The organism is Pantoea sp. (genome assembly GCF_028283705.1).
In the GTDB taxonomy this organism is placed as follows: Bacteria; Pseudomonadota; Gammaproteobacteria; order Enterobacterales; family Enterobacteriaceae; genus Pantoea.
In genome coordinates, this window is the sequence record NZ_JAPWKD010000019.1 from 137,237 (window position 1) to 158,691 (window position 21,455).

The window sequence follows — 21,455 nt, forward strand, 5'->3', positions numbered from 1 at the left end:
CGTCCTGAGCGCGTTGTGTTATCGCGTCAGTTAACATCACAGGAGCATTCTCATGTCACATTCCTTCGCAGGTAAACGTGTACTTGTCGTTGGTGGAAGTTCAGGGATCGGCACTGCGGCGGCAAAAGTTTTTGCTGAAGCGGGTGCCGAGGTGGTTATCGCTTCACGTAGTCTGGATAAGCTGAATGCTGTGGCGCAACGCATTGGCAGCGGAGTACACACCGCCGCCCTTGATTTCACCGATGACGTCGCTGTCGAAAAATATTTTGCCCAGGCGGGTAGTTTTGATCATGTGGTGGTCAGTGCGGCACAAACGCCAGGCGGTCTGGTACGAGAGTTGGCCTTATCCGATGCCTATAGCGCGATGGACAGCAAATTCTGGGGTGCCTATCGCGTGGCGCGGGCGGTATCCATCAATGAACGCGGTTCACTGACCTTTATTTCTGGTTTCCTGAGTGTGCGTCCGGGTCAGTGGGTATTACAGGGTGCCATCAACGCGGCCATCGAGTCGTTAGGCCGTGGTCTCGCGCTGGAACTGGCTGCGCAAAAAGTTCGCGTTAATACCGTTTCACCGGGCATGATCGCCACACCGTTATGGGAAGGCTTACCCGAGGCGGATCGTCAGAAGATGTATGAAGACACTGCCGCAACATTACCGGCGCGTGTCATGGGGCAGCCGGAAGATATCGCCAACGCGATTTTCTATCTTGCTTCTACCCCGTATGCCACTGGCTCGACGGTGCTGGTTGACGGTGGCGGTGCAATTGCTTAAACCCCACTCCTCTGGAATTTTTCTGTCGCCATAAAATCCGGTCCGGAAAGCGATTGTCTTTCCGGGCTATGATCTTTTTTTTGCTCAGGAATAGCGGGCAATAATGATATTAGCGACTTAAACACCTGTTCAGACGTAATATTACTGACATTGTTATCAATACCCTGAAGAATACAATGCGGTACTTTCCACGGATGCCAGTTTGCCGGATCGCTATTACCGTACATCGCCACTACCGGTAATCCGGTTGCCGCACCGATATGCACCGCCCCGCCATCACTGCTAACCATCGCATGGCAATTCGCCAGCACCGCTTTAAGATCTTCTAACGAATCGGTATAGACCGGCGTTAAATTAATATCTTTACAGGCGGAGGTGATCATTTCCGCTTTAATATTATCGCCTGGATGTGTCAGTGAGCTTTCTTCGCCGGGCGACCACAGCAAAACAATACGAAAGGACGTTCTGTCAGCTATTTTCTTCACCAGGGAAATAAAGCTCTCCAGCGGCCATCGCTGGCATTTCTTGCGTGAGCTGATTTGTATCGCAATCAACATCTGATTGTCTTTGTTATTTATCACACGTCGATAGTGATCAACCAGTTCAGTTTTCGGATAAATATCAAGCCCTTCAGGTTCCATAGCACCAACATAAACCCCTTTCGCCAGATTAAAAAACACTTCTGCTACGTGGAGTTTGCTGTCCTGCACTGGCAGCAGTCTGGTGATGCGTGGATGGCGGTCATTACCGAAAGCAACGATCTCCTTTGCACGAATAATTTTGGCCCACTTCAGCGAATGCTTATCCCAAAGTGATTTCGCAATCACCACACAATCATATTTTTCCCGGTTTAACGCCAGGCAAAGCCGTACCCTGTCCCATAACGACTTTAACGCAGAGAACCTGTTTTGACAGTGTTTAGTTTTACTGTATATCCACACTTTCCCGATATACGGATTTCCATCAAATATCGGCGATGCATAACTGTTGGTCAGAATATCTATTCGTCCCTCGTTGCTCCTGGAAAGTTGTTTTATTAACGGTGTCGCAAGCAAACTATCACCAATATTATCCCGACAGATCACCAGTATCTTTTTATTCTTCACATTACTCACCATAGAAACACATTATCATGCCTCCATGAAGACATTGGCGTTTGGTGATGGTTGCATAGTGGAATTGATTTTTACGGTTTCCTGACAATAAAAAGAACAAAAAACAGGAAAGGAAGTGGTTAGCAGGAATATTATTTAATCAGCAGAGTGAGCCGTCCCTGGCCCCTGTTCAGCTGACGGAATATTTATTGCTGTTCCACCACTTTATTTTCTGCCTCGGGCTGAACATCATCGTCGGAAAACGTCGCCGGAACCAGTCGGCGTCGATTAACCTCGAGGTTAAAAACATCAAAACGATTGTAATAACCCACCACATCATGCAGTTGCTTCACTTCGATGATCTTCTTCAGATCAAAGGTGGCCCAGGCAATACCCTCTTCATGTTGCAGCGTGTCGCCGATCGGTGTGCCTGTCGGGTCAACAAACAGGGTGGCGGCCTGCGGGGTGTTTTCCAGAATGTCCGCGACCGCGCTGTCGCAGTCAATCAGCATGTTTTTCATTTCATCATTCATCACTGACGCACTCATAATGCCAAAGCATTTCGCTTCAAATGAATGCGCCCCGGCACGGATTCGATTGGCCGCCAGGTTATCAAAATTCCCTCCGGCGGCAGGTCGCTTAGTCGGCCAGATAGAAGGCCACTGCGAAATGTGGATCTGCTCTCCCTGCGCCATCAATGCATAACGCGCCAGTGGATTCGTGTTTTCGCCGCAGATCAATCCTCCCACGCGGCCGATGCGGGTTTCGCATACCTTCAGGCCGGCACCATCCCCCGGCGCCCAGACCATCTTTTCATAGAAAGTCGGCACCAGTTTGCGGTGATGATTAATAATCTGCCCGCTTTGATCGATCAGCACCGAAGAGTTCCACAGACAGCCCACGCTGACCGGGCTGCGCTCACTGAACCCCATGCAGATCAGAATATCGTGACGGGCAGCCGCACTGCACAGTGCCTTAATTTCAGGGCCATCAATCAGCAGGCTGTTTTCTGCCATTTTCTCAAACCAGCGGTGGTTATGGATCGGTCCCCACAGCGCCGCCCACACCGGAAATCCGGGAATGAAGGATTCGGGAAACACCACCAGTTCAGCACCGTTGCGGCTGGCTTCCGCAATATAGGCCAGCGCCTTCTCCAGAGTGGCCTGGGCATTCATGTAAACCGGTGCAGCATGCACGGCAGCCACTTTCACTTGAGGTAAAAACATCATTCAGTCCTTATTTATGCGGCCGGATTTATTCACGGCCGGGAGTTCATTTCAGCTGCGGCCCCAGTTCCCTGCGAACCGCCAGTTCCGGCCATAAACGCTCAGCGCGTTCGTCACGGAACAGCAGAGAGAAGACAATCACCAGCAGGAAGCCAACAGGCACTGACACAATGCCAGGGTTGCTGAGTTCAATCAGCGGGGCTTTCAGACCCACAATACTGGTGGCGTCATCCGGGATAGCGTTGATCTGCGCTTGCAACGCCTGACGTGACGGCGTATTTGCCTGTTCCGCAGCCCGTGTTTTCAGCTGGCCTTCCAGCACCGCGCGCTGATGGAGCGGATAGGTCATTGAGGGTGAAACCATCACCATAACGATAGCCAGCACGGTGCCGCCGACGATCCCGGCGATCACCCCTGCGGTATTGCAGCGCTTCCAGTAAAGCGACATCACCAGTGCCGGCAGGTTGGCAGAAGCCGCCACTGCATAGCCCAGACCAACGAGGTGTGCCACGTTTTGCCCTTTGGCTTCGATTCCGGCGATAACCGCCACCACCGCCATCAGCAATGTGGCAATTTTCGCTGCGGCAACCTGCTGCCGTTCGGTCGCGACGCCGTTCTTAATCGCGCCGACATAGACGTCATGCGCCATCGCCGATGCAGCCGCCAGCGTCAGACCGGCGACAACAGCAACGATGGTGGCGAAGGAAATAGCGGCAACCAGCGCCAGCAGGAAGTTGCCCGCAAAACTTTCAGCGCCGCCACCCAGATACTGTGCAAGTAACGGGGCCGCCAGGTTGCCACCTTTATCCGCTGCTTTTACCGCATCCGCACCAAGGTAATGTGCGCAGGCAAAGCCAATGACGATAATGAACAGGTGGCAAACACCGATAAACAACATGCTCCACAGCACAGACTTTCTGGCATCGGTAGAATTACGCACGGCGAAGAAGCGCATCAGCACATGTGGCATGGCTGCGGTGCCCAGCAGCAGGGCCAGTCCGAGAGAAACCTGCTCAAGCGGTTTTTTCAGGTAAAGCCCGGCTTCTAAAAAGCGTTGTCCTGCCTCCTGCGGCGTGAACGAAGGATCGTTAACCAGCGACATCACGTATTGTTGCAGGCGATGATCGGCGGTCAGGGTGTTGAGGAACGCCAGGCCATTAAAGCCAAAGGGTAACCAGGACAGCACCACCAGGATAAAGCAACAGGAGATCAACAATACGGCTTTGGTGACCTGCACCGCCGTCGTCGCACGCATGCCACCAAACGCGACATAAATCAGCATCAGCATGCCAACCGCAATCACTGACACTTCATAGGGGATGCCAATCAGTGCCCTGACGATCACCGCGCCCCCGACGATCTGCGGCACCATATAAAACAGCGCCACGATGACGCTCGATACCGCCGCGACAAACTTGGTGGCACGAAAACCATTACGCCAGGCCAGCACATCACCCAGCGTGTAACGTCCGAGGTTGCGGCATGGTTCGGCAACCAGTAACAATACCGGAATGAAGGCGACGAAAAAGCCAATCAGGTAATTAACACCATCAAAACCATAAAGCGCGATCAACCCGGAAACACCCAGAAAAGCGGCAGCCGAGAGATAATCCCCGGCAATGGCCAGCCCGTTCTGCAACGGCCCAATCTGGCCACCGGCGGTGTAAAAATCTCCGGCAGAACTGTTTTTACGTGAGGCAATCCAGGTGATGGAGAGTGATGCCAGGAACAACAGGGTAAAAATGGTAAAGGTCATATATTTGTGACCCTGCCCGACCATGGTGTCGGCGGCATTCGCCGTTGCAGAAAAAAGAGTAAGTATGGTTACAGCCAGCAGATATTTCGTTTTCATTTCGCTTTACCACGTGCCAGATAATGTGTGATCCATTTCGGGTCGTCATAGCGCCCCATCTTTTTTGCGTAGCACCATGCAACCGCTGCACCCAATGGGTACTGGAGGATGACCCATAACAGCCCGATATTAAATGAACCGGCAATCTGGTATTTCATCACTGCCGGAAATAACGAGTTCAGCAGTGGTAATGAAAAGAAGAAAATAAAGGTGATTAGCACCAGAAAGGTTATTATCAAACCTTTGTTTCTTACGTGTGATTTAAACTCCCCCGAAGAATATATCTTATTAATTCTCAGCTCTGTTGTTTCTATTTCATTGTTCATTGTGATTCCCCATTCTTTCCGGAAATCCTAACAAACGGGATAACTATGAGGAACTGGCGATTTAGCACTCGCCCTTGCATTTTTGCAAGGGCGGTACTGCACCAATAAAAGGAATTTGAGTTGGCTGATAAGATCTGACACTAGCATGGAGGCATGATACAACCCCATTACATTGATATTAATGGTTTTAGCATTTACCTGGCTTGCTCAGAGTTTGCACTTTGTCAGTGCAATGACATCATTTTAAGCGAATACCAGGATCGTTCGGATAATCATTTCCGAACACCTCCAGCAAAAATGCGATGATAGCTTTCATCTTTGGCAAATAACGCAGTTCGCTATGGACGGAAAGCCATACCACACGGCTCACTTCAACCGACTCCCTGAGTAGGGGTTTTAGTCCAAATCGCTCCGCCTGCATAAATTCCGGCAGCATAGCAATGCCTGTCCCGCTGGCGGCGGCAAACATTTGTGCAACCAGGCTGCTGGAACTAAAGATAATATCCGGATTAATAATCGCCTCATCCAGCCAGCGCACGGTATCCAGCTGAATCAGGTCGCTGATATAACTGATAAATTTATGATTACGCAACTCACTGATATGGGCGGGAGCACCGTATTTTTGTAGGTAATCATTATGGGCATACAGATAGAGCCTGAACTTACCCACCGGAAGAATATCCAGTCCTTTACCATCATAGGGATAAAAACTGAGAAAAAGATCGGCTTCGCGACGGTTCACATGCACCTGATGCGATGAAGTTAATAATTCCACCAGAATATTGGGGTATTTTTCATTAAACTTACCGATCTTCCCGGCCAGATAGAACGACGCTATCCCTTCCATGGTGCCAATTCTGATTTCCCCGGCGGGCAAATGGCTGACACCCGCTTTATCCGTCTGCATCATCGCCAGCGAATGGGATTCCATGGATTCTATAAAGGAGAGAATTTCACGTCCTTTAGTGGTGGCTTTCAGTCCAGCCGGCAGTCGTTGAAATACCGGGGCAGCCAGCGACTTTTCAAGGCTGGCGATATGACGTGACACGGTGGAAACATCGATACGTAACTGACGTGCCGCCGCAGACAGGCTGCCACAACGATAAACTTCCAGAAATATTCGCAGATCATTCCAGTTGGGCATTGAAGGTTGCATCGGGTTTCTCAGGCTTGTGTCTGATGTGAATTCAGTATGTTGATAAAAATATCAGCTGAGATTACCACTGCGAAGCATTGTTTATTTACTTCATTGCCAGGGCACTTCCCTGTGCCGTCCCGTATCAGGGATGGGTTATGGTATCCAGGCGCAACTGGAGGAAAGTCAGATCCAGCCAGCGACCAAACTTGGTTCCCACCTCAGTCATCCGCCCGACCTCGGTGAAACCCAGTTTTTTATGCAGTGCGATAGAGGCTTCATTGCCGGATTCGATACCCGCCACCATCACGTGTTTGCCCTGTTGCTGAGCCAGCTGAATCAGTTCGGCCATCAGGGCTCCCCCCGCACCTTTGCCGCGAGCCTCTTTGTGGACATAAACTGAGTGTTCCACCGTATGGCGGTAGCCATCCCACGGACGCCAGTCGCCATATGAGGCATAACCCAGTACCTGCCCTTGCTCATCAACAGCAACCAGCACTGGGAAGCCAGCGTCATTCCGATCGCGCATCCATTTAATTCTGTTGAGGAAATCGACGGTTTTGTCATTCCAGATAGCCGTGGTATTAAGTACTGCGTCGTTATAAATGTCGGCGATGACATCTGCATCCCCTTCATTTGCGGTTCGAATCTTCATGGTGGACACCTCGTTTCTCTGTCACTAAAGTAGATGTATTGTTCACTATCTTAGTTATCCATTATGTTAGATAAATTGTCCAGTAAAGAAGATGATGTAAACCAGCGGATCGGACAAAAAATTAAGGCCGAAAGGGAAAAGCGAGCCTGGTCTCTGACAGACCTTGCCGAAAACTCGGGTGTTTCCCGGGCAATGATCCACAAAATTGAACGTGGCGAGAGCAGCCCTACCGCAACCTTGCTGGCGCGTCTGGCGGGTGCTTTTGATATGAGTATGTCCCAGCTGATAGCGCTGAGCGAGGTTCAGACCGGCACGCTGGTCAGACACGATCAACAGGCGGTCTGGCAAGACCCGGAGACCGGTTACATCAGACGCCACATATCACCGGGACAAATCCCCGTTGACCTGGTAAGCGTTGAACTTCCAGCAGGCGTTGCCGTTCCCATGCCAGCGATATCTTATCTGTCCCGCCGTCAGCTGATCTGGGTGCTTGAGGGTACCCTCACCTTTCAGGAAGGCAGTACCCTTTTTGAGATGCATAAGGGCGATTGTCTGGAACTGGGGGATCCCACCGATTGTGTTTTCAAAAATGCCACAGCAAAGCCCTGCTTTTATGCCGTGGTGGTACTTAAATCTTCATGACTTTATACGATTGAAACCCCTGCTGGTAAAACGCTTTTAGTCTTATTACTGGTGTTTTTAAGGGTGCGTCATCTGACCACCCTGGATATTCAGGAATATCTCAACCCCACGTCATTTAATCCTTTCCCGGATTGATGTACTTTGCGCGACTTTTAAAAGATGCGCTGGTATTTACCATCCAGGAAAAGTGTTATGGCTGAAAATAGAGTAGATATTTCTAAACAACCACTGAGATTAAAAGAAAACTCAGTGGCGATTAAGTCAGCATTAAAATGGATTATTCCGGCAGTAATCGCCGCGCTAGCCATTCCCGTCGGTGCGGGATACGCCAGTGCGGGAAATATCGTATTGACGTTCATTATTCTTTTTATTGCCAGAAAAAACCCGCTGACTTTCTACTTCTCAGGCTTAATGCTGCTGCTTCTTTCTCTCTATATCCCGGTAGGTTACAACTTTGGGCGGATCAGCTACCCTTATGTGGTGTCAGCATTGCAGACTAATCCAGGTGAAAGTCTGGAGTTCCTGCAAGGGGTGAGCTTTACCGCCTGGTTGCTGTTTGTTATGGCAATCACCTCACTGTTGCTATTTATTATTTACGGTGGCGACTTTGGCAAAAAACATCAGGCCATCTATTTCACTCTTTTCGTCATGGTTAATATGAATTCCTTTCCAAACAGGATGGCAACGCAAGTTATCACCTCCGTGTACAAGGCCAGTCTGGAGTTAAAAAAGCTAAAAGCATCCAATTCAATTACAGATGATTTTCCTATCCTCAGCCATAGCGGAAAATACAAGAATGTGATTGTTATTATTGGCGAGAGTGTCGCACGGGATTATTTATCCGTTTATGGTTATCAGCATAACACCACGCCGTGGTTGAATACGGCTCCGGGTCTGTTTTTTACTGACTATATTTCCACTGCACCTAATACCTACCTGTCATTGCCTCGCACGCTCGCGCTCAGTGACGGGGTGAAAACGCAGGAAAATAACAGCATTGTCGCCCTGGCGAATAAAGCGGGGTTTAACACCTTTTGGGTGTCAAATCAGGGATATCTCGGCACCTTTGACACGCCAGCAACCCTCATTGCCAGCAGAGTGAATCATCAGGTTTTCTTCAAGAAAGGGGATTATGAAGAGAACGATACGGATGATATGACGTTGCTGGAACATTTACGCAGCATTGTGAGTAGCAACCACAGCACCGATAATGCCGTATTTCTCCATATGATCGGTTCTCATCCCGACACCTGTTCACGCTTAAATGGCTATCCGGTTAATCTGCATATCAGCCAGCAGGAGAGCTTCAATTGCTATCTCGCTACCCTGCAGAAGCTGGATACCTTTATTCAACGCGCCCATGACATTCTGGCGCGCAGCGGCGAACCTTACGCACTTGTCTATTTTTCTGACCACGGTATGACTGTCGATGACAGTGAGCGTCCGGTACGTCATGGCAATGATGCGCGGCAAAATTACAATATTCCGTTCTTTATTCTCACCAGTGATAACCACCAACATCTGATTGATGACACCCCCATCAGCGCCAGACATTTTATGTCGCTGTTTTCACAGCTGACGGGTATCAATAGCGAGCTGATACCGGCACGGTCCCCGCAACAGATCGCCGATCAGCAGAGAACCGTGTTTAACGGGGTAGGCCTTATTCCTTATAATGAACTGAAAAATAACCCGATAATCGACTAGCCCCTGTGAGACGCCTTACCAGTCACGCACTCAGCACCCGGCGCAAAAACTTCCCTGAAAAGGTCTTAGGCAGCGAACGGCGGAAGTGAATCTTGCGCGGCAGCGCGTAACGGCCACAGCGACTGACCAGGCGTTCGCGTATTTGCTGCTTCAGGGCCGCCTCCTGTTGCGCATTTAGCCCATCGGTAACCACAAAAAGCGCCACCATTTCACCCAGCAGGTGATGTGGGATGCGGGTAGCCACCACTTCAACGATGCCATCCAGACCCGCCAGTGCATTTTCTACTTCCGCCGTCGCCAGACGTTTGCCGCCGATGTTGATCACGTCATCCATACGCCCCTGAATCACGATCGTATCGCCCACCCACATGGCACAATCATGGGTGGCGTAACTCCAGTGCCCATCCCGCTGTAGCCAGTAACGTTGATCATGCTGCGTATCATCCTGCCAGAGCGTTGACATGCCACCCGGACCGAGCGTGCCATTTACCACCAGCATCCCGGCTTCCCCCGCAAGACATAATGCACCATTCGCCGGATCCACGATCGCCACTGAGCGGCTGAACACCGGTTTCAGGCCGCTGCCCGCCCCCGTCAGCAGCGGCCAGCCGGACTCAGTCTGCCAGTAATGATTTTCGCATGGCACACACATCTCCGTGCTCACCCAGTCATGAGTTGTACTGTCGAGCGGTTCGCCAGCCAGATAGAGCGATCGCAGCGCCGACAGGCTGGCACGCGGCGTCCCCTGCTGGCGCGCCATGCGGATCGCACCTGCGATGGTTAACATACGGGTGATGCCCAGCTCCGCCACCATTTGCCACCAGCTTTCTCCAGGGGCATTCGCCGGGCTGGCTTCACACATGACCGTGGTGATCCCCGCCAGCAGCGGTGCATAGACGCCGTAGCTATGTCCGGTGACCCATCCTACATCCGCCGTGGTAAAGAAAATCTCATCATCCTGAACCTGAAACAGGTGATTCAGGCTAGCCAGCAGCGCCACGGCGTAGCCACCGGTATCGCGCACGATACCTTTTGGCGCTCCCGTGGTGCCGGAGGTAAATAGCAAATGTGAAGGTTGAGACGACTCTACCCAGACACAGGGCACCACGCGCCCGTGATGCTGCGCCAGCTCACGGCTAAATTCCGCACTCGCAATATCTGCCTCACGTAACGTGGCGGTGGCAGCAGGAATGGAGGGCAGGCTCTCGCGGCTGCGCTTCTCACTGCTGTGGATCAACAATACCGGCTGGCAGGCGTGGATACGCTGGGCCAGCGCTTCGCTGGTACTGGCAGAGTAAACCACTACATGCACCGCCCCAAGCCGGGCGCAGGCCAGCATGGCGATGGCGGCCATCGGCGTCATCGGTAACGTAATCAGCACCCGATCTCCCTGGCGAATCCCCCAGCTTGCCAGCAGGCTGCTCAGGGCGTTGACCTGCTGCCAGAGTTCACGGTAGCTGAGCCGATGGTCTGCCCAAGGTAATCGCGGTGGATAATGGCGCAATGTTCCCCCCGGGTCGCCAGATGGCGGTCGAGGGCGTTATAGCTCAGATTGGTTTTCCCTCCGGGGAACCAGCGACAGCGCGGCCCACCCTCAATACTTGCAACCAGCGCGCTAAAGCCCTGCTGCCAGTCAAGACGCTGCGCTTCCTGCTGCCAGAACGCGCCATCCTCAACGGTGATCATTGACATACACCGCCTCCGCAGCGCCCTGGTGCTGCTGCTCAATCGCCTCCGCCAGCCAGGCGGCATCTTCACCCACACCTTCAAAGCGGCCTGATCCCCAGGTCCACAGCCACGGTAATCCAAGGAAATACAGCCCCGGCTGAACCGAGACGCCACGGGTATGCCGTGGATAGCCTTTATCATTGAATGCAGGTGCGTCGATCCAGCTGAAATCGGTATGGAACCCCACCGCCCAGATAATGGCGGCAATGTTGGTCAGATCGATATGCGTTGCACTCTCTTCCGGTTGCCACAACGGCTGGTAGCGCGCTTCAGTGGGTGCGTCGATACCCTGCTCAGCGATCCAGACATCAATACTGTCTTTAATTTTCTGCGAGGTGGCGTCAGCGCCGTCCAGATTAGCCTTCAGGTCATCGGCAATGAGCAGTTTGCCGTCGCGATAACCCAGCAGGCGGCCATATAGCTGCATACCCTGCAACGCAAAAGCGCGCAGGTCGATATCACGCCCACCATCACGGCCAGTGACATAGTGGTTAGTCTTGCGCCGCGCGTCTTCACCCAGCGGATGATCGTCCACCGTCAGACGGTAATGTCCCATATCATCCAGCCAGTCCACCACGTCACGCCCACGGTAAAACCGCGCTACGCGCGGCGCGCTGCCCACGCACAGATGCACACGGCGACCGGCCAGATGCAGGTCTTCCGCGATCTGTGCGCCGGATTGCGCCGATCCCACCACCAGCACGTCCCCGGCGGGCAGTTGCTGCGCCGATTTATAGCTGGCGGAATGCACCTGCATGATGCTTTCTGGCAGTTGTGCGGCGATCTCCGGGAAGCGCGGGCGATGATAATTACCCACCGCGATCACCACCTGATCAGCGGTGAAAACCCCGGCAGAGGTCAGCAACTGAAAACCCTGTGGCGTTTTCTCTACGCGCAACACGTTAACCCCTTCGCGTAACGGCGCATTAAAGCTACGGGCGTAGCGTGCAACATAATCGATGATCTCATCGCGCAGCATAAAGCCGTGCGGATCGTCGCCGTCATAGGGAAAACCGGGCAACTTACATTGCCAGTTAGGCGTCACCAGACAGAAGTTGTCCCAGCGTTGTTCGCGCCATGCCCAGGCCAGCTGGTGGCGTTCCAGCACGATATGGCGGATGTTTTTTTGCGTCAGGTTCCAGCTCATGGCGAGACCCGCCTGCCCGCCGCCAATAATGACGACAGGATAATGATTGTTGTTCATCGTAATCTCGCTTGTTATCAGACCGGGACGGGGGTGATTTTTTCCACAATGACCTGCTGCTCCGCCGTGAACTGGCGGGCTTTTTGCACAATCACCGCAGACTGATCCTGCGCGCTGGAGCAGAAATAACCGAACTTCGCTTTTACCCTTTCACTGGCTTCATCCAGCGCGCGGGTACTCAGGGTGACGAACTCCGCCAGCATATAGGGATGATTCACCTCCAGATGCTTCTCAATCGCGGTGGAGGGGGAATAACAGGTATCTTTGCTGCCGTCAGGCCAGCAAACGACAAAATGCATTGCAGGCATCGTCAGTTCCTCTCTTGATTGTTCATGCCGGTAAGCGGCTGTTGTGCCAGATCCCAGTAGCAGGTACGCTGCTGCTGGTACTGCATGATGAGTTTTCTTTCCGGGGTAAAATGTCCCACCGTTGCACAGGCAATCCCGCAGCGGGTAAAGCGTTCAGCCACCTCGTCGCAATGTTGTGGTTCCACAGCCAGCAGGAAACCGAAACTGGGGAAGGCGCACAGCCACTGCTCCAGTTCCACGCCAGCCGGGATGGGAATTTGCGTCAGGTCCAGCCCGGCACCCAGCCCGCTACTCTCCAGCATCATCACCAGCGTGCCCGCCAGCCCGGCCTGGCTGATGTCTTTCGCTGCCTGAATCAATCCTTCGTCGGCCATCGCCGGTAGCAGAGACAACGCCTGACGCAGGGCCTGAGGGTCGGCATGGGTTGCCGCATCCCAGTTGTAACCGGGAGGATGCCAGCGCCCATGCAGATTGATCGCCACCATCAGCGTCTGCCCCGGCTGTACGGCAAAGCTGCTGAGTGGATGGGTCGTTTCCCCCAGCACAGCCACGGCAAGTTGTGGCTGATCGCTACGCAGATTGGTGTGGCCGCCCACCACCGGCACCTGATACGCGCGTGATGCTGCCGCCATCCCCTGCAGGATCTGCTCCGCATGGGGTAACGCGTCATCCCACAGGGCATTAACCACCGCCAGAGGGCGTCCGCCCATCGCAGCAATGTCACTCAGATTGACCATCACGCCACACCAGCCGGCAAACCACGGGTCTTCCGCGACAAAGCGATTAATAAATCCCTCCATCGCCAGCAGCTTGTAGCCGCTGCCATCCGGGATCAGCGCGCAATCATCCCCATTGGGGTTCGGGTTAGGCCAGGCATCGCGCAGCTGCTGCGCCACCTGCTGGATATCACGCTTATGGGTGAGGCCGCTAAAAGCACGCAGCCGTGCAATCAGCGCGGGTAAGTCATGATTCATTGCGCCACCCCCGTCAGAAAGATCGGTATCTCAGCTGGCTTGCGCACCGGGGTATTGATCACCATGCCACTTAGCGGGTCGTAGCAGGGGGGATAGAAGTTAAGATCGGCCTGCATCCTGGCATGGCGGACACCACGCAAATCCAGCCACTCCAGCGTGTGCCAGTGCATGCGGCGAAACAGCGGTTCGTTCTGATGCTGCACCTGGGCATAAAATTCCCGGCAGCCCAGCGCATGAGCGCTGCACACCGCCAGACGGATCAGCGTCGGCCCCAGTTGGCCCTGGCGACGGTAGGCGTTATCCACGGCGAGACGCGATCCCATCCAGACCCCTGGTGCCAGTTCATGGATGCGTACCGTGCCCACCACTTCATCATGCCAGCCGCCCACGCTGCCAAGTGCCACCAGCAGCCGGGCATGGCCATCGATGTCATCCAGGTCATCGCCCTCAAACAATCCCTGTTCCTGGCAGAACACCCGCTGGCGCAGTGCGTAAGCCTGCCGCCGTTCCCACGGCAGCGTGACCCATTTGATGGTGTAACCCGCGTAGTGATTCATCATGCCCCCTTACGCCATCGCCTGTTCGAAGCTGGAAAGTGATGAGCAGGCACCGCAACGGCCACACCCCGCCTTGATATCGCTGGAACGCAGGCTTGCCTGGCTCAGCATCTGCCCGAGCGGCTGCAAAATGGACGACATAAACTGGCTGTCAGGGGCCGGATGATGTTCCAGCGGTGTGCCGCTGATCGGAACAAAAGGCACCACAAACGGATAAACCCCGAGGTCAATCAACGTCTTCGACAGCGACAGGATGGCATGCGGCGTATCGCCCAGACCCGCCAGGATATAGGTACTGACCTGGCCCCGGCCAAACACCGCCACCGCATCGGCGAACGCCTCAAGATACTGATCCACGCTCACCTGGGCCTTACCCGGCATAATGCGGGCGCGCACTTCCGGCGTGACAGCTTCGAGATGCATGCCCAGCGCATCAATGCCTGCGTCTTTCATGCGTCGGAACCATTTCGCATCTCCCGGTGGCTCGCATTGTCCCTGCAACGGCAAATCCACCGCCGCTTTGATGGCGAGCGCACTTTCCACCAGAATGCGGGCACCACGGTCGCTGCCTGAGGGGGTGCCGGTGGTCATCACCATATGTTTCACCCCATCCAGCTCCACGGCCGCTTTTGCCACTTCTGCCAGTTGCTGCGGGGTTTTACGCGCAATGGTGCTGCCCGCCGCCAGCGACTGCCCGATAGCGCAAAACTGGCAGGCTTTGGCGCGATTTTCATAGCGGATGCAGGTTTGCAGCACGGTGGTCGCCAGCACGTCGGTGCCATGCAGCGTCGCAATCTGCGAGTAGGGTACGCCGTCCGCCGTCTGTCGCTCATAAAAACGCGGTTTCTGGGCGATGCTGATCTCCCGCACCGGAATCAGGTTGTTGTACAGCCGGGTGGCACCGGACTCCTCGTGTTTCACCTGCCACGGCGACTGGCGCGCGGAATGGGTGTAGATCGGCACCATCACCGTCACACCATCGATATTCATCGCCTGATGATCCGATGGCCCGGCGCCGCCATGACGGCTGACATGGTCCTGGCGGGGATTGATCACGTTAACCCCCTGGGTAAGCAGCTCAGTGATCAGCTGCTGGCGCGTAGACGGTACGTTCTGCATCGCGGTCTCCTCCCATTTCGGACTCATCATCACGCGCCACCACATAACGGGCAGGTGTCGCGTCAAGGCGCAGGCTGAGTAATTCTGGTCGGGCATAGTGGCCGACAGAATCCATCATGCGTTTGCGTTTGGTGATCAGGGCCATGTCCAGATCGGCAATCAAAATCCCCTCACCTTCGGTCAGCGGCGGCACCAGGTGACGGCCTTCCGGCGAGATGATGGCGGTGTTGCAGCCGCCACGCAGACCCTTCTGTAAGGCCGGGTCGCTGGTCAGTTCGTTGATTTGCTCCTCAGTGAGCCAGCCAGTGGCATTGATGACAAAGCAACCGGACTCCAGCGCATGATGGCGAATGGTGACGTCCATCTGCTCGGCAAAAATCGGCCCCACCAGCGAACCGGGGAACTGGCTGCAATGGATCTCCTCGTGCTGAGTCATCAGGCTGTAGCGCGCCAGCGGGTTGTAGTGCTCCCAGCAAGCTAAGGCTCCGATGCGCCCAACCGCGGACTCCACCACCTTCAATCCGGCACCGTCTCCCTGCCCCCAGATCATCCGTTCGTGATAGGTCGGGGTGATCTTGCGACGCTTCAGCACAAGTTCCCCGCTGGCATCAAACACCAGTTGGGTGTTGTAGAGCGTGCCGTGGTCACGCTCATTCACCCCCAGCACCACCACGATGTTGCGCAGACGGGCACGTTCGCCCACCGCATGGGTGATCGGGCCGGGCACCACCACCGCCTGGTCATACAATTTCAGATGCGCCGCCCCGGCGGTCATCGCGGGCGTGATAAACGAGAAGTAGGGGTAGTAAGGTACAAAAGTCTCAGGAAAGACAATGATCTCTGCCCCCTGTGCGGCTGCCTGATCGATAGCGTCCAGCACCCGGGCCAGCGTTTTGCTGGCCTCATGGAGATCTGGCGCAATCTGGGCGGCGGCGGCACGAATAATGCGTGACTCAGCCATAACGCGCCTCCGCTTACATCGTCCAGGTATCGATGATCACCGCGTTGTCACGCACGTGCAGCAGTTTCAGGTCCAGCACATCCAGCGGATTGATTGGACGAACCCCTTCCAGCAGCGAAGGCTCGCCGTGACCATACAGGGCCTGTAAGGCAAAGCGGCAGGCGTAAACTTTGCCGCCTTCAGACATAAATTTGGTCAGCTGATTGGCATAGTTCTGGTGACCGGGAAAAGCTTCGGCTCCGATGGTCGGGAAACCACGCTGCACGCCGAGCAATACGCCTGGTCCATACAGCAGAATGGAGGTTTCGAATCCTTTACGTTGCAGCCGGGTAGCCTGGAGCATGTTGACGAAACCGATCGAGCCTTCAAAAGCCACGGTGTGGAAAGTCACCAGCGCCTTCTGGCCCGGCTCCGCCTTCACATCTTCAAACACTTTTTCTTCGTAATCGACAAAGAAATCACCCGTCTTATGAGCTGGCAAAGTTACTTTTGGCATAGCACGTTTCTCCCGGTTTTGATCAGGGGGAGCCTCGCTCCCCGTCATGGTACATCGCAGGTGATGCACAGAGACTGGAGCAAGGTACGTGCCAGCGGCAGATCCGGGGCATGCAATCAATAGCCCATCAAATGCTCAAATTATGCGCAAAAAAAATTTTCATCCTACTAACATTCCCATAACCTGCCGTGCAAGATAGTGAGAAATCACGTTGAGATGCACTGAATTGATGCCAATTTGCACCATAAATGCACACAACTAAAATCATCATGCAATCAATGATGCAATCAATGGATAAGGTGATTGCAGATTAACCTCCGCCAGGCAATAGTGATGCACACTTCGCCATTTTGCTGGAATTGTCTGCATGCTTAATAAACTCGGCAGTCGCTGGAACAGCTATCAAAATCAGAACACCCAACGCCCGGCTTATCTGTTGATTGCCGATATCATCGCCGACGGCATCAACAGCGGCGAGTTTCAGCCCCGCGATCGTCTGCCGCCGTTACGTGAGCTGGCACTGCTGCTGGCGCTCAATTACACCACCGTGACCCGTGGCTACGCGGAAGCCAAACGGCGTGGATTGATTGACTCACGGCCAGGCCTCGGCAGTTACATTCGTGGTAAGGTGCCCGCCGTCCCGCTGAGCGGGGGTAGCAGTTATGAGATGACGATGAATTCACCGATTGAACCCGGTATCGAGCTGGCACAGGCGATCAGTGAAGGGGCGATTAACCTGTTCGCGCAGAAAAACATTCTCAGCCTGCTGCGTTACCAGGATTTTGGCGGGCAGGCCGATGATAAGGCGATGGCAAAGGTCTGGCTGGAGAAGCAGTTGCCCGCCGTGAGCATGGAAGACATTCTGGTCGCCCCTGGGATCCATAGCGCACTGGTGGGACTGCTGACCCTGCTGTGCCGCAAGGGTGGCAGCGTGTGCGTCAGTGATTTGATCTACCCGGGCCTGAAAGCCATCGCCAGCCAGCTGAATATTACGCTGCAATCCCTGCCCTGCGATGAAGATGGCCCGCTGCCGCGCGCCTTTGAACATCAATGCCAGACCGGCAACATCAGCGCATTGTATATCAATCCCACCATCCAGAACCCCACCACCCTGACGCTGCCGCTGCGCCGCCGTGAAGCGCTGGCTGATGTGGCATCACGTTACAGCGTGCCAGTGATTGAGGATGAGGCTTATGCTGCGCTGGCGACACAGCATATTGCGTCGTTCAGCGAGCTCATCCCTGAACTGACCTGGTACGTCACCGGCATGTCCAAATGTTTTGGGCCGGGGCTGCGCACCGCATTTATCAAAGGTCCGGGTAAGCGCAATACCCAGCTGCTGGCGGGTGCGCTGCGCGCCCTGAACGTCATGGCCAGCCCGATTACCAACGCGCTGGCGACCCAGTGGATCAGCGATGGCACCGCCGATCGGGTGTTGCTTTCCGTGCGTGCCGAATCGGTGATTCGCCAGAAAATGGCCAGTGACATTTTGCGCGATTTTAGTTACCGAGCCACACCGCAGGGTTTCCACCTCTGGTTGCAGCTGCCGCGTCATTTCAACTGGAATCCTGCCGAGATGGCGGTAAAGCTGCGCGAGCTTGGCGTTAGTGCTGTCTCAAGTGCGGCCTTTTGCACCGATAATAACCCACCGGATGCGCTGCGTATTTGTCTGGGTGGCTCCTGGTCACGGGAAACCTGCGCGGAAAATTTACAGACTATTGCCCATGTCATGCTGAATCCTCAGCATTACGGCAGTGTGATCCTTTAAGCATATTAATGGGTTCTCTTGAATAATGATGATGATGCTGGCAACATTGATCGCCTGTTTTAATTAAATCGGGTAAGTCAGGATGACATGGCCTAAATTTGCTGACATCAAAATATTTTTTATGGGGTTATTGCGAAAAATAAACTGGGAAGCGTTTTCGGTCATCGTCGCTTTAGGCATATTTCTCTGGGGCAATCACTCTGCCTCAGTGGATAAAGAACAAAATGCTATTGATGAAGTGCAAAAAATAAAAATCATGCTGCACTCCGAGGTGGAATATAACCTGCAGGCGGTGGAAACCGGAGGCTATGAGCAATCCCTCGTCGAGGGGCTTGAAGTCTGCGTCCCTTTACCAGATAACGATAGCGAAGCTATTGAGCGGCTTGATGTTGTTGCTGGCTATTTGCATGATGATATTTATAAAGCCACGTTGCCTAAGTTACAGAACCTCCCCCCTGAGTATGTCGACAAACTGGTACGTTATTATAACGCCATCGGCAGGTTCAAAGATTTAAGCGCGGTGATAAAAACCAATGGCGGCAATCAAAGCAAGATCAATTTGTTTAAGAGTGAATATTATGCTCTGGTGACGCAATCCGCCGCGCTGGAAGAATTGCTGCGTGCGAAAGAGGCGTCATGATGTTGTTCATGTACTTAATTCCCCTTCTTAGCCATTGCCCCTCTGGATAATATTGAGATGAAACTATTTACCCCTAACGCTATCGCTCTGCTGGTGACATTATTTTGTTGCAGTGCTACCTATGCCGGGGAAAGTCTGGCTGATTTGCAAACTGCGGCAACTAACGGTAATGCCGCCGCCCAAACGACCCTCGGCATCGATTACCTGAAAGGTGACGGCGTCACGCAAAATTATAGCAAAGCACAGGCGTGGCTGGAAAAAGCGGTGGCTCAGGATGACCCGGATGCCTGTTATGCACTCGCCATGATGTATACCTATGGTAATGGTGTGTCGAAGAATCTTGATAAAGCCATCGAGCTGTATAAAAAGGCCGGTCCGGCGCAGCAGGGCGACGCTTACAACAATCTGGCGGTAATCTATGGCAAGGGATTGAATGGTAAAAAAGATCCCGTTCAGGCCATTAAGTATTATCAACTGGCCGCTGATGCCGGTAACAGCGAGTCGCAGGTGGTGATCGGCTGGAAATATGCCACCGGTGATGGGGTGCCTAAAAACACTCGTAAGGCGTTTCAGTATTATGAGAAGTCCCAGCCGCGCTCGGTAACCCTCAGGGACAGGCTTCCCTCGCCAGCGCGTACGACGATGGGATCGGGGTAAAACGTAACGATGCGCTCGCCGCTGACCAGGGCAACAGTTCCGCAATGGCCAATCTGGGCGCCATGCTCACTGATGGTGAAGGCGTGAAGCAGGATTACACCAAAGCCCGCTTTTATCTGGAACAGGCGGTGGCGAAAGACGTGCCAGAGGCGATGACCACCCTTGGATATCTTTATCTCAACGGGCTGGGCGTGAAAAAGGATTATTCCAAAGCGACTGAGCTCTATAGCACCGCCTGTGATCGCGGGGTGCCGAAAGCCTGCTCTACCGTGAAAGAGATGAAAGCGAAAAAGATTTATCGGGTCAGCACTGCCAGCCAACCCTCAGCCACCACAACACCACAGCGTCTGATCGCGAAATCCATCGATGAGGGAGTTAACGCGACCTTTTCCTGGCAAGGCGACGATGCCACCTTCAAAGCTAACGGGCATGCCGAGGATTGCTCATTTTTGAAAGACTTCTCAGAAGAAGGAGGCAATCTCGCCACCTCTTTTGTCTGCACGGGAAATGTCCAGATCGTGCTGAAGCAATTTAAAACCACGAAGAATGCCTATATCGCGGTATCCACTAACAACTTCAAGGATGAGGTGAAATCTTTCGCGGTTAATGTTTACACCGTGGAAACCTCCGCCGCTAACTGACAAGTGTTGCCGACTCTACGACTGTAGGTCGGCTGCCCACGCCGATTACGATTGATAGCGCACCGCTTCAATCAATTTCGAAAATGCCGCGGTGTGCTGTTTACGGCTGGGATAGTAAAGATAATAACCGGCAAAAGGCGCACACCAGTCATCCAGCACCACCTGAAGTCTCCCCTCATCAATGTATTTTCTGGCGCTATCTTCAGGCACATAGGCGATCCCCATTCCGGTTAATGCGGCATCAACGCGCGAGGCAAGGTTATTAAAAATCAGCTGTCCTTCAACTTTGACCCGGATCTCTTTGCCATCCTTGCTAAATTCCCAGTTATAAATCCCCCCGAGTGTCGGCAAACGCATATTGATGCAGTTATGGTTCTGGAGTTCATAGGGGGTCTCCGGTATCCCGTTTTGTGCGAAATAGCCGGGGGAAGCCACCACTACCATGCGCCAGTCCGGACCAATGCGTACCGCCACCATATCTTTCTCAACCTGTTCACCCAACCTCACCCCAGCATCAAAGCGGCCACTGACAATATCCGTCAGGGTGTTATCCACCGATAATTCAATATTGACTTCCGGGTAGGCCTGTAAAAAAGGTTTTAATAACGGCCAGAGGGTTGAAGCCAGCGCGTGCTCCCCGGCAGTAATACGGATATTCCCGGAGGGTTTACCCTGATCATCGGTTAATTGCAGCAAGGCTTTTTCGATATCGGCAATCATCGGCCCGACATTCTGAATTAATCGCTCGCCTGCTTCCGTCGGTGCCACGCTGCGGGTGGTGCGGGTTAGTAAGCGGGTATTAAGCCGCTCCTCAAGTCCACGAATAGAGTGACTCAGCGCCGATTGCGATACCCCCAGTTTGGCTGCAGCACGGGTAAAACTCTGCTCTCGCGCCACCATCACCAGATAGATGAGGTCGTTAAAATTTTCCCTGAGCATCGATTACGCCTCTTTGTCATCTTTTGTCAGGCTACCGGCCTGAAAACCATACAC

23 protein-coding genes are annotated in these 21,455 nt (G+C 53.7%); 7 read left to right on the plus strand and 16 right to left on the minus strand.

Annotated features, from left to right (window positions below):
• Positions 1–52: 52 nt before the first annotated feature.
• Entirely contained in the window at positions 53–772 is a 720-nt protein-coding gene (locus PW844_RS16750; protein WP_299454087.1) for an SDR family oxidoreductase, read from the plus strand.
• On the opposite strand, the gene PW844_RS16755 is transcribed toward PW844_RS16750, so the two are convergent.
• The 6 genes from PW844_RS16755 to PW844_RS16780 all read right to left on the minus strand — a co-directional run bounded on the left by PW844_RS16755 (position 769) and on the right by PW844_RS16780 (position 7,060).
• Positions 769–1,890: a glycosyltransferase family 9 protein gene (locus tag PW844_RS16755; RefSeq protein ID WP_299454090.1), complete on the minus strand. Its 1,122-nt coding sequence runs from the start codon at positions 1,888–1,890 to the stop codon at positions 769–771. The two genes, PW844_RS16750 and PW844_RS16755, sit on opposite strands and share 4 nt — an antisense overlap.
• Positions 1,891–2,072: 182 nt before the next feature.
• Positions 2,073–3,092, minus strand: a complete 1,020-nt coding sequence (locus tag PW844_RS16760; RefSeq protein WP_299454092.1) for a carbon-nitrogen hydrolase family protein — start codon at positions 3,090–3,092, stop codon at positions 2,073–2,075.
• A 46-nt stretch (positions 3,093–3,138) separates the two neighbouring features.
• A complete protein-coding gene (locus PW844_RS16765; RefSeq protein ID WP_299454094.1) occupies positions 3,139–4,944 on the minus strand; it encodes a cation acetate symporter in 1,806 nt (601 codons plus the stop codon).
• Positions 4,941–5,270, minus strand: coding sequence for a DUF485 domain-containing protein (locus tag PW844_RS16770; protein ID WP_299454097.1), 330 nt, complete (start codon positions 5,268–5,270; stop codon positions 4,941–4,943). The genes PW844_RS16765 and PW844_RS16770 overlap by 4 nt, the downstream gene beginning before the upstream one ends.
• 238 nt (positions 5,271–5,508) lie before the next feature.
• A complete protein-coding gene (locus PW844_RS16775; protein ID WP_299454099.1) occupies positions 5,509–6,426 on the minus strand; it encodes a LysR family transcriptional regulator in 918 nt (305 codons plus the stop codon).
• Between the two features lie 124 nt (positions 6,427–6,550).
• Positions 6,551–7,060 carry a GNAT family N-acetyltransferase gene (locus tag PW844_RS16780; protein WP_299454101.1) on the minus strand — a complete coding sequence of 170 codons (510 nt, stop codon included), beginning with the start codon at positions 7,058–7,060 and terminating at the stop codon, positions 6,551–6,553.
• Between the two features lie 63 nt (positions 7,061–7,123).
• On the opposite strand from PW844_RS16780, the gene PW844_RS16785 reads away from it, so the two are divergent.
• Positions 7,124–7,702, plus strand: coding sequence for an XRE family transcriptional regulator (locus PW844_RS16785; RefSeq protein ID WP_299454102.1), 579 nt, complete (start codon positions 7,124–7,126; stop codon positions 7,700–7,702).
• Positions 7,703–7,861: 159 nt separating this feature from the next.
• Complete coding sequence (locus PW844_RS16790) at positions 7,862–9,409, plus strand: phosphoethanolamine transferase (protein ID WP_299454104.1); 1,548 nt, start codon at positions 7,862–7,864, stop codon at positions 9,407–9,409.
• 22 nt (positions 9,410–9,431) lie between these two features.
• On the opposite strand, the gene PW844_RS16795 is transcribed toward PW844_RS16790, so the two are convergent.
• From PW844_RS16795 to PW844_RS16835, 9 genes are read right to left on the minus strand one after another with little or no spacing between them, the layout of a single operon-like run.
• Positions 9,432–10,913: an AMP-binding protein gene (locus PW844_RS16795; RefSeq protein ID WP_299454106.1), complete on the minus strand. Its 1,482-nt coding sequence runs from the start codon at positions 10,911–10,913 to the stop codon at positions 9,432–9,434.
• Positions 10,832–11,101, minus strand: coding sequence for an acetyl-coenzyme A synthetase N-terminal domain-containing protein (locus tag PW844_RS16800; protein WP_299454107.1), 270 nt, complete (start codon positions 11,099–11,101; stop codon positions 10,832–10,834). The genes PW844_RS16795 and PW844_RS16800 overlap by 82 nt, the downstream gene beginning before the upstream one ends.
• A complete protein-coding gene (locus tag PW844_RS16805) occupies positions 11,082–12,341 on the minus strand; it encodes an MSMEG_0569 family flavin-dependent oxidoreductase (protein WP_299454109.1) in 1,260 nt (419 codons plus the stop codon). Before PW844_RS16805 ends, PW844_RS16800 begins: the two co-directional genes overlap by 20 nt.
• 17 nt (positions 12,342–12,358) lie before the next feature.
• On the minus strand, positions 12,359–12,649 hold the full coding sequence (locus PW844_RS16810) for an MSMEG_0570 family nitrogen starvation response protein (RefSeq protein ID WP_299454111.1): 291 nt from the start codon (positions 12,647–12,649) through the stop codon (positions 12,359–12,361).
• A gap of 2 nt (positions 12,650–12,651) precedes the next feature.
• A complete protein-coding gene (locus PW844_RS16815) occupies positions 12,652–13,623 on the minus strand; it encodes a sll0787 family AIR synthase-like protein (protein ID WP_299454113.1) in 972 nt (323 codons plus the stop codon).
• Complete coding sequence (locus tag PW844_RS16820) at positions 13,620–14,183, minus strand: MSMEG_0567/Sll0786 family nitrogen starvation N-acetyltransferase (protein ID WP_299454115.1); 564 nt, start codon at positions 14,181–14,183, stop codon at positions 13,620–13,622. The genes PW844_RS16815 and PW844_RS16820 overlap by 4 nt, the downstream gene beginning before the upstream one ends.
• Before the next feature lie 6 nt (positions 14,184–14,189).
• On the minus strand, positions 14,190–15,299 hold the full coding sequence (locus PW844_RS16825) for an MSMEG_0568 family radical SAM protein (protein WP_299454117.1): 1,110 nt from the start codon (positions 15,297–15,299) through the stop codon (positions 14,190–14,192).
• On the minus strand, positions 15,259–16,260 hold the full coding sequence (locus PW844_RS16830; RefSeq protein ID WP_299454120.1) for a Nit6803 family nitrilase: 1,002 nt from the start codon (positions 16,258–16,260) through the stop codon (positions 15,259–15,261). The genes PW844_RS16825 and PW844_RS16830 overlap by 41 nt, the downstream gene beginning before the upstream one ends.
• Positions 16,261–16,273: 13 nt before the next feature.
• Entirely contained in the window at positions 16,274–16,756 is a 483-nt protein-coding gene (locus tag PW844_RS16835; RefSeq protein ID WP_084879338.1) for an MSMEG_0572/Sll0783 family nitrogen starvation response protein, read from the minus strand.
• 367 nt (positions 16,757–17,123) lie between these two features.
• Here PW844_RS16835 and PW844_RS16840 point away from each other — a divergent pair, with 367 nt between their 5' ends.
• The 4 genes from PW844_RS16840 (at position 17,124) to PW844_RS16855 (ending at position 20,462) form a co-directional block, all read left to right on the plus strand.
• The gene (locus PW844_RS16840) at positions 17,124–18,524 is read left to right on the plus strand and encodes a PLP-dependent aminotransferase family protein (RefSeq protein WP_299454126.1); all 1,401 of its coding nucleotides are present in this window, start codon (positions 17,124–17,126) and stop codon (positions 18,522–18,524) included.
• 82 nt (positions 18,525–18,606) lie between these two features.
• Positions 18,607–19,164: a hypothetical protein gene (locus tag PW844_RS16845; protein ID WP_299454129.1), complete on the plus strand. Its 558-nt coding sequence runs from the start codon at positions 18,607–18,609 to the stop codon at positions 19,162–19,164.
• 57 nt (positions 19,165–19,221) lie between these two features.
• The gene (locus tag PW844_RS16850; RefSeq protein WP_299454132.1) at positions 19,222–19,821 is read left to right on the plus strand and encodes a tetratricopeptide repeat protein; all 600 of its coding nucleotides are present in this window, start codon (positions 19,222–19,224) and stop codon (positions 19,819–19,821) included.
• 44 nt (positions 19,822–19,865) lie between these two features.
• Positions 19,866–20,462 carry a tetratricopeptide repeat protein gene (locus PW844_RS16855; RefSeq protein ID WP_299454135.1) on the plus strand — a complete coding sequence of 199 codons (597 nt, stop codon included), beginning with the start codon at positions 19,866–19,868 and terminating at the stop codon, positions 20,460–20,462.
• A gap of 45 nt (positions 20,463–20,507) precedes the next feature.
• Here PW844_RS16855 and PW844_RS16860 read toward each other — a convergent pair whose 3' ends face one another.
• Positions 20,508–21,401, minus strand: a complete 894-nt coding sequence (locus tag PW844_RS16860; protein WP_299454138.1) for a LysR family transcriptional regulator — start codon at positions 21,399–21,401, stop codon at positions 20,508–20,510.
• Positions 21,402–21,455: the final 54 nt, after the last annotated feature.

Excerpts from the sequence above, each read along its gene's own strand:
- PW844_RS16750 (WP_299454087.1), top strand. The coding sequence starts at position 53 with ATGTCACATTCCTTCGCAGGTAAACGTGTACTTGTCGTTGGTGGAAGT.
- PW844_RS16755 (WP_299454090.1), bottom strand. The coding sequence starts at position 1,890 with ATGGTGAGTAATGTGAAGAATAAAAAGATACTGGTGATCTGTCGGGAT.
- PW844_RS16760 (WP_299454092.1), bottom strand. The coding sequence starts at position 3,092 with ATGTTTTTACCTCAAGTGAAAGTGGCTGCCGTGCATGCTGCACCGGTT.
- PW844_RS16765 (WP_299454094.1), bottom strand. The coding sequence starts at position 4,944 with ATGAAAACGAAATATCTGCTGGCTGTAACCATACTTACTCTTTTTTCT.
- PW844_RS16770 (WP_299454097.1), bottom strand. The coding sequence starts at position 5,270 with ATGAACAATGAAATAGAAACAACAGAGCTGAGAATTAATAAGATATAT.
- PW844_RS16775 (WP_299454099.1), bottom strand. The coding sequence starts at position 6,426 with ATGCAACCTTCAATGCCCAACTGGAATGATCTGCGAATATTTCTGGAA.
- PW844_RS16780 (WP_299454101.1), bottom strand. The coding sequence starts at position 7,060 with ATGAAGATTCGAACCGCAAATGAAGGGGATGCAGATGTCATCGCCGAC.
- PW844_RS16785 (WP_299454102.1), top strand. The coding sequence starts at position 7,124 with ATGTTAGATAAATTGTCCAGTAAAGAAGATGATGTAAACCAGCGGATC.
- PW844_RS16790 (WP_299454104.1), top strand. The coding sequence starts at position 7,862 with ATGCGCTGGTATTTACCATCCAGGAAAAGTGTTATGGCTGAAAATAGA.
- PW844_RS16800 (WP_299454107.1), bottom strand. The coding sequence starts at position 11,101 with ATGTCAATGATCACCGTTGAGGATGGCGCGTTCTGGCAGCAGGAAGCG.
- PW844_RS16805 (WP_299454109.1), bottom strand. The coding sequence starts at position 12,341 with ATGAACAACAATCATTATCCTGTCGTCATTATTGGCGGCGGGCAGGCG.
- PW844_RS16810 (WP_299454111.1), bottom strand. The coding sequence starts at position 12,649 with ATGCCTGCAATGCATTTTGTCGTTTGCTGGCCTGACGGCAGCAAAGAT.
- PW844_RS16815 (WP_299454113.1), bottom strand. The coding sequence starts at position 13,623 with ATGAATCATGACTTACCCGCGCTGATTGCACGGCTGCGTGCTTTTAGC.
- PW844_RS16820 (WP_299454115.1), bottom strand. The coding sequence starts at position 14,183 with ATGATGAATCACTACGCGGGTTACACCATCAAATGGGTCACGCTGCCG.
- PW844_RS16825 (WP_299454117.1), bottom strand. The coding sequence starts at position 15,299 with ATGCAGAACGTACCGTCTACGCGCCAGCAGCTGATCACTGAGCTGCTT.
- PW844_RS16830 (WP_299454120.1), bottom strand. The coding sequence starts at position 16,260 with ATGGCTGAGTCACGCATTATTCGTGCCGCCGCCGCCCAGATTGCGCCA.
- PW844_RS16835 (WP_084879338.1), bottom strand. The coding sequence starts at position 16,756 with ATGCCAAAAGTAACTTTGCCAGCTCATAAGACGGGTGATTTCTTTGTC.
- PW844_RS16840 (WP_299454126.1), top strand. The coding sequence starts at position 17,124 with ATGCTTAATAAACTCGGCAGTCGCTGGAACAGCTATCAAAATCAGAAC.
- PW844_RS16845 (WP_299454129.1), top strand. The coding sequence starts at position 18,607 with ATGACATGGCCTAAATTTGCTGACATCAAAATATTTTTTATGGGGTTA.
- PW844_RS16850 (WP_299454132.1), top strand. The coding sequence starts at position 19,222 with ATGAAACTATTTACCCCTAACGCTATCGCTCTGCTGGTGACATTATTT.
- PW844_RS16855 (WP_299454135.1), top strand. The coding sequence starts at position 19,866 with ATGGCCAATCTGGGCGCCATGCTCACTGATGGTGAAGGCGTGAAGCAG.
- PW844_RS16860 (WP_299454138.1), bottom strand. The coding sequence starts at position 21,401 with ATGCTCAGGGAAAATTTTAACGACCTCATCTATCTGGTGATGGTGGCG.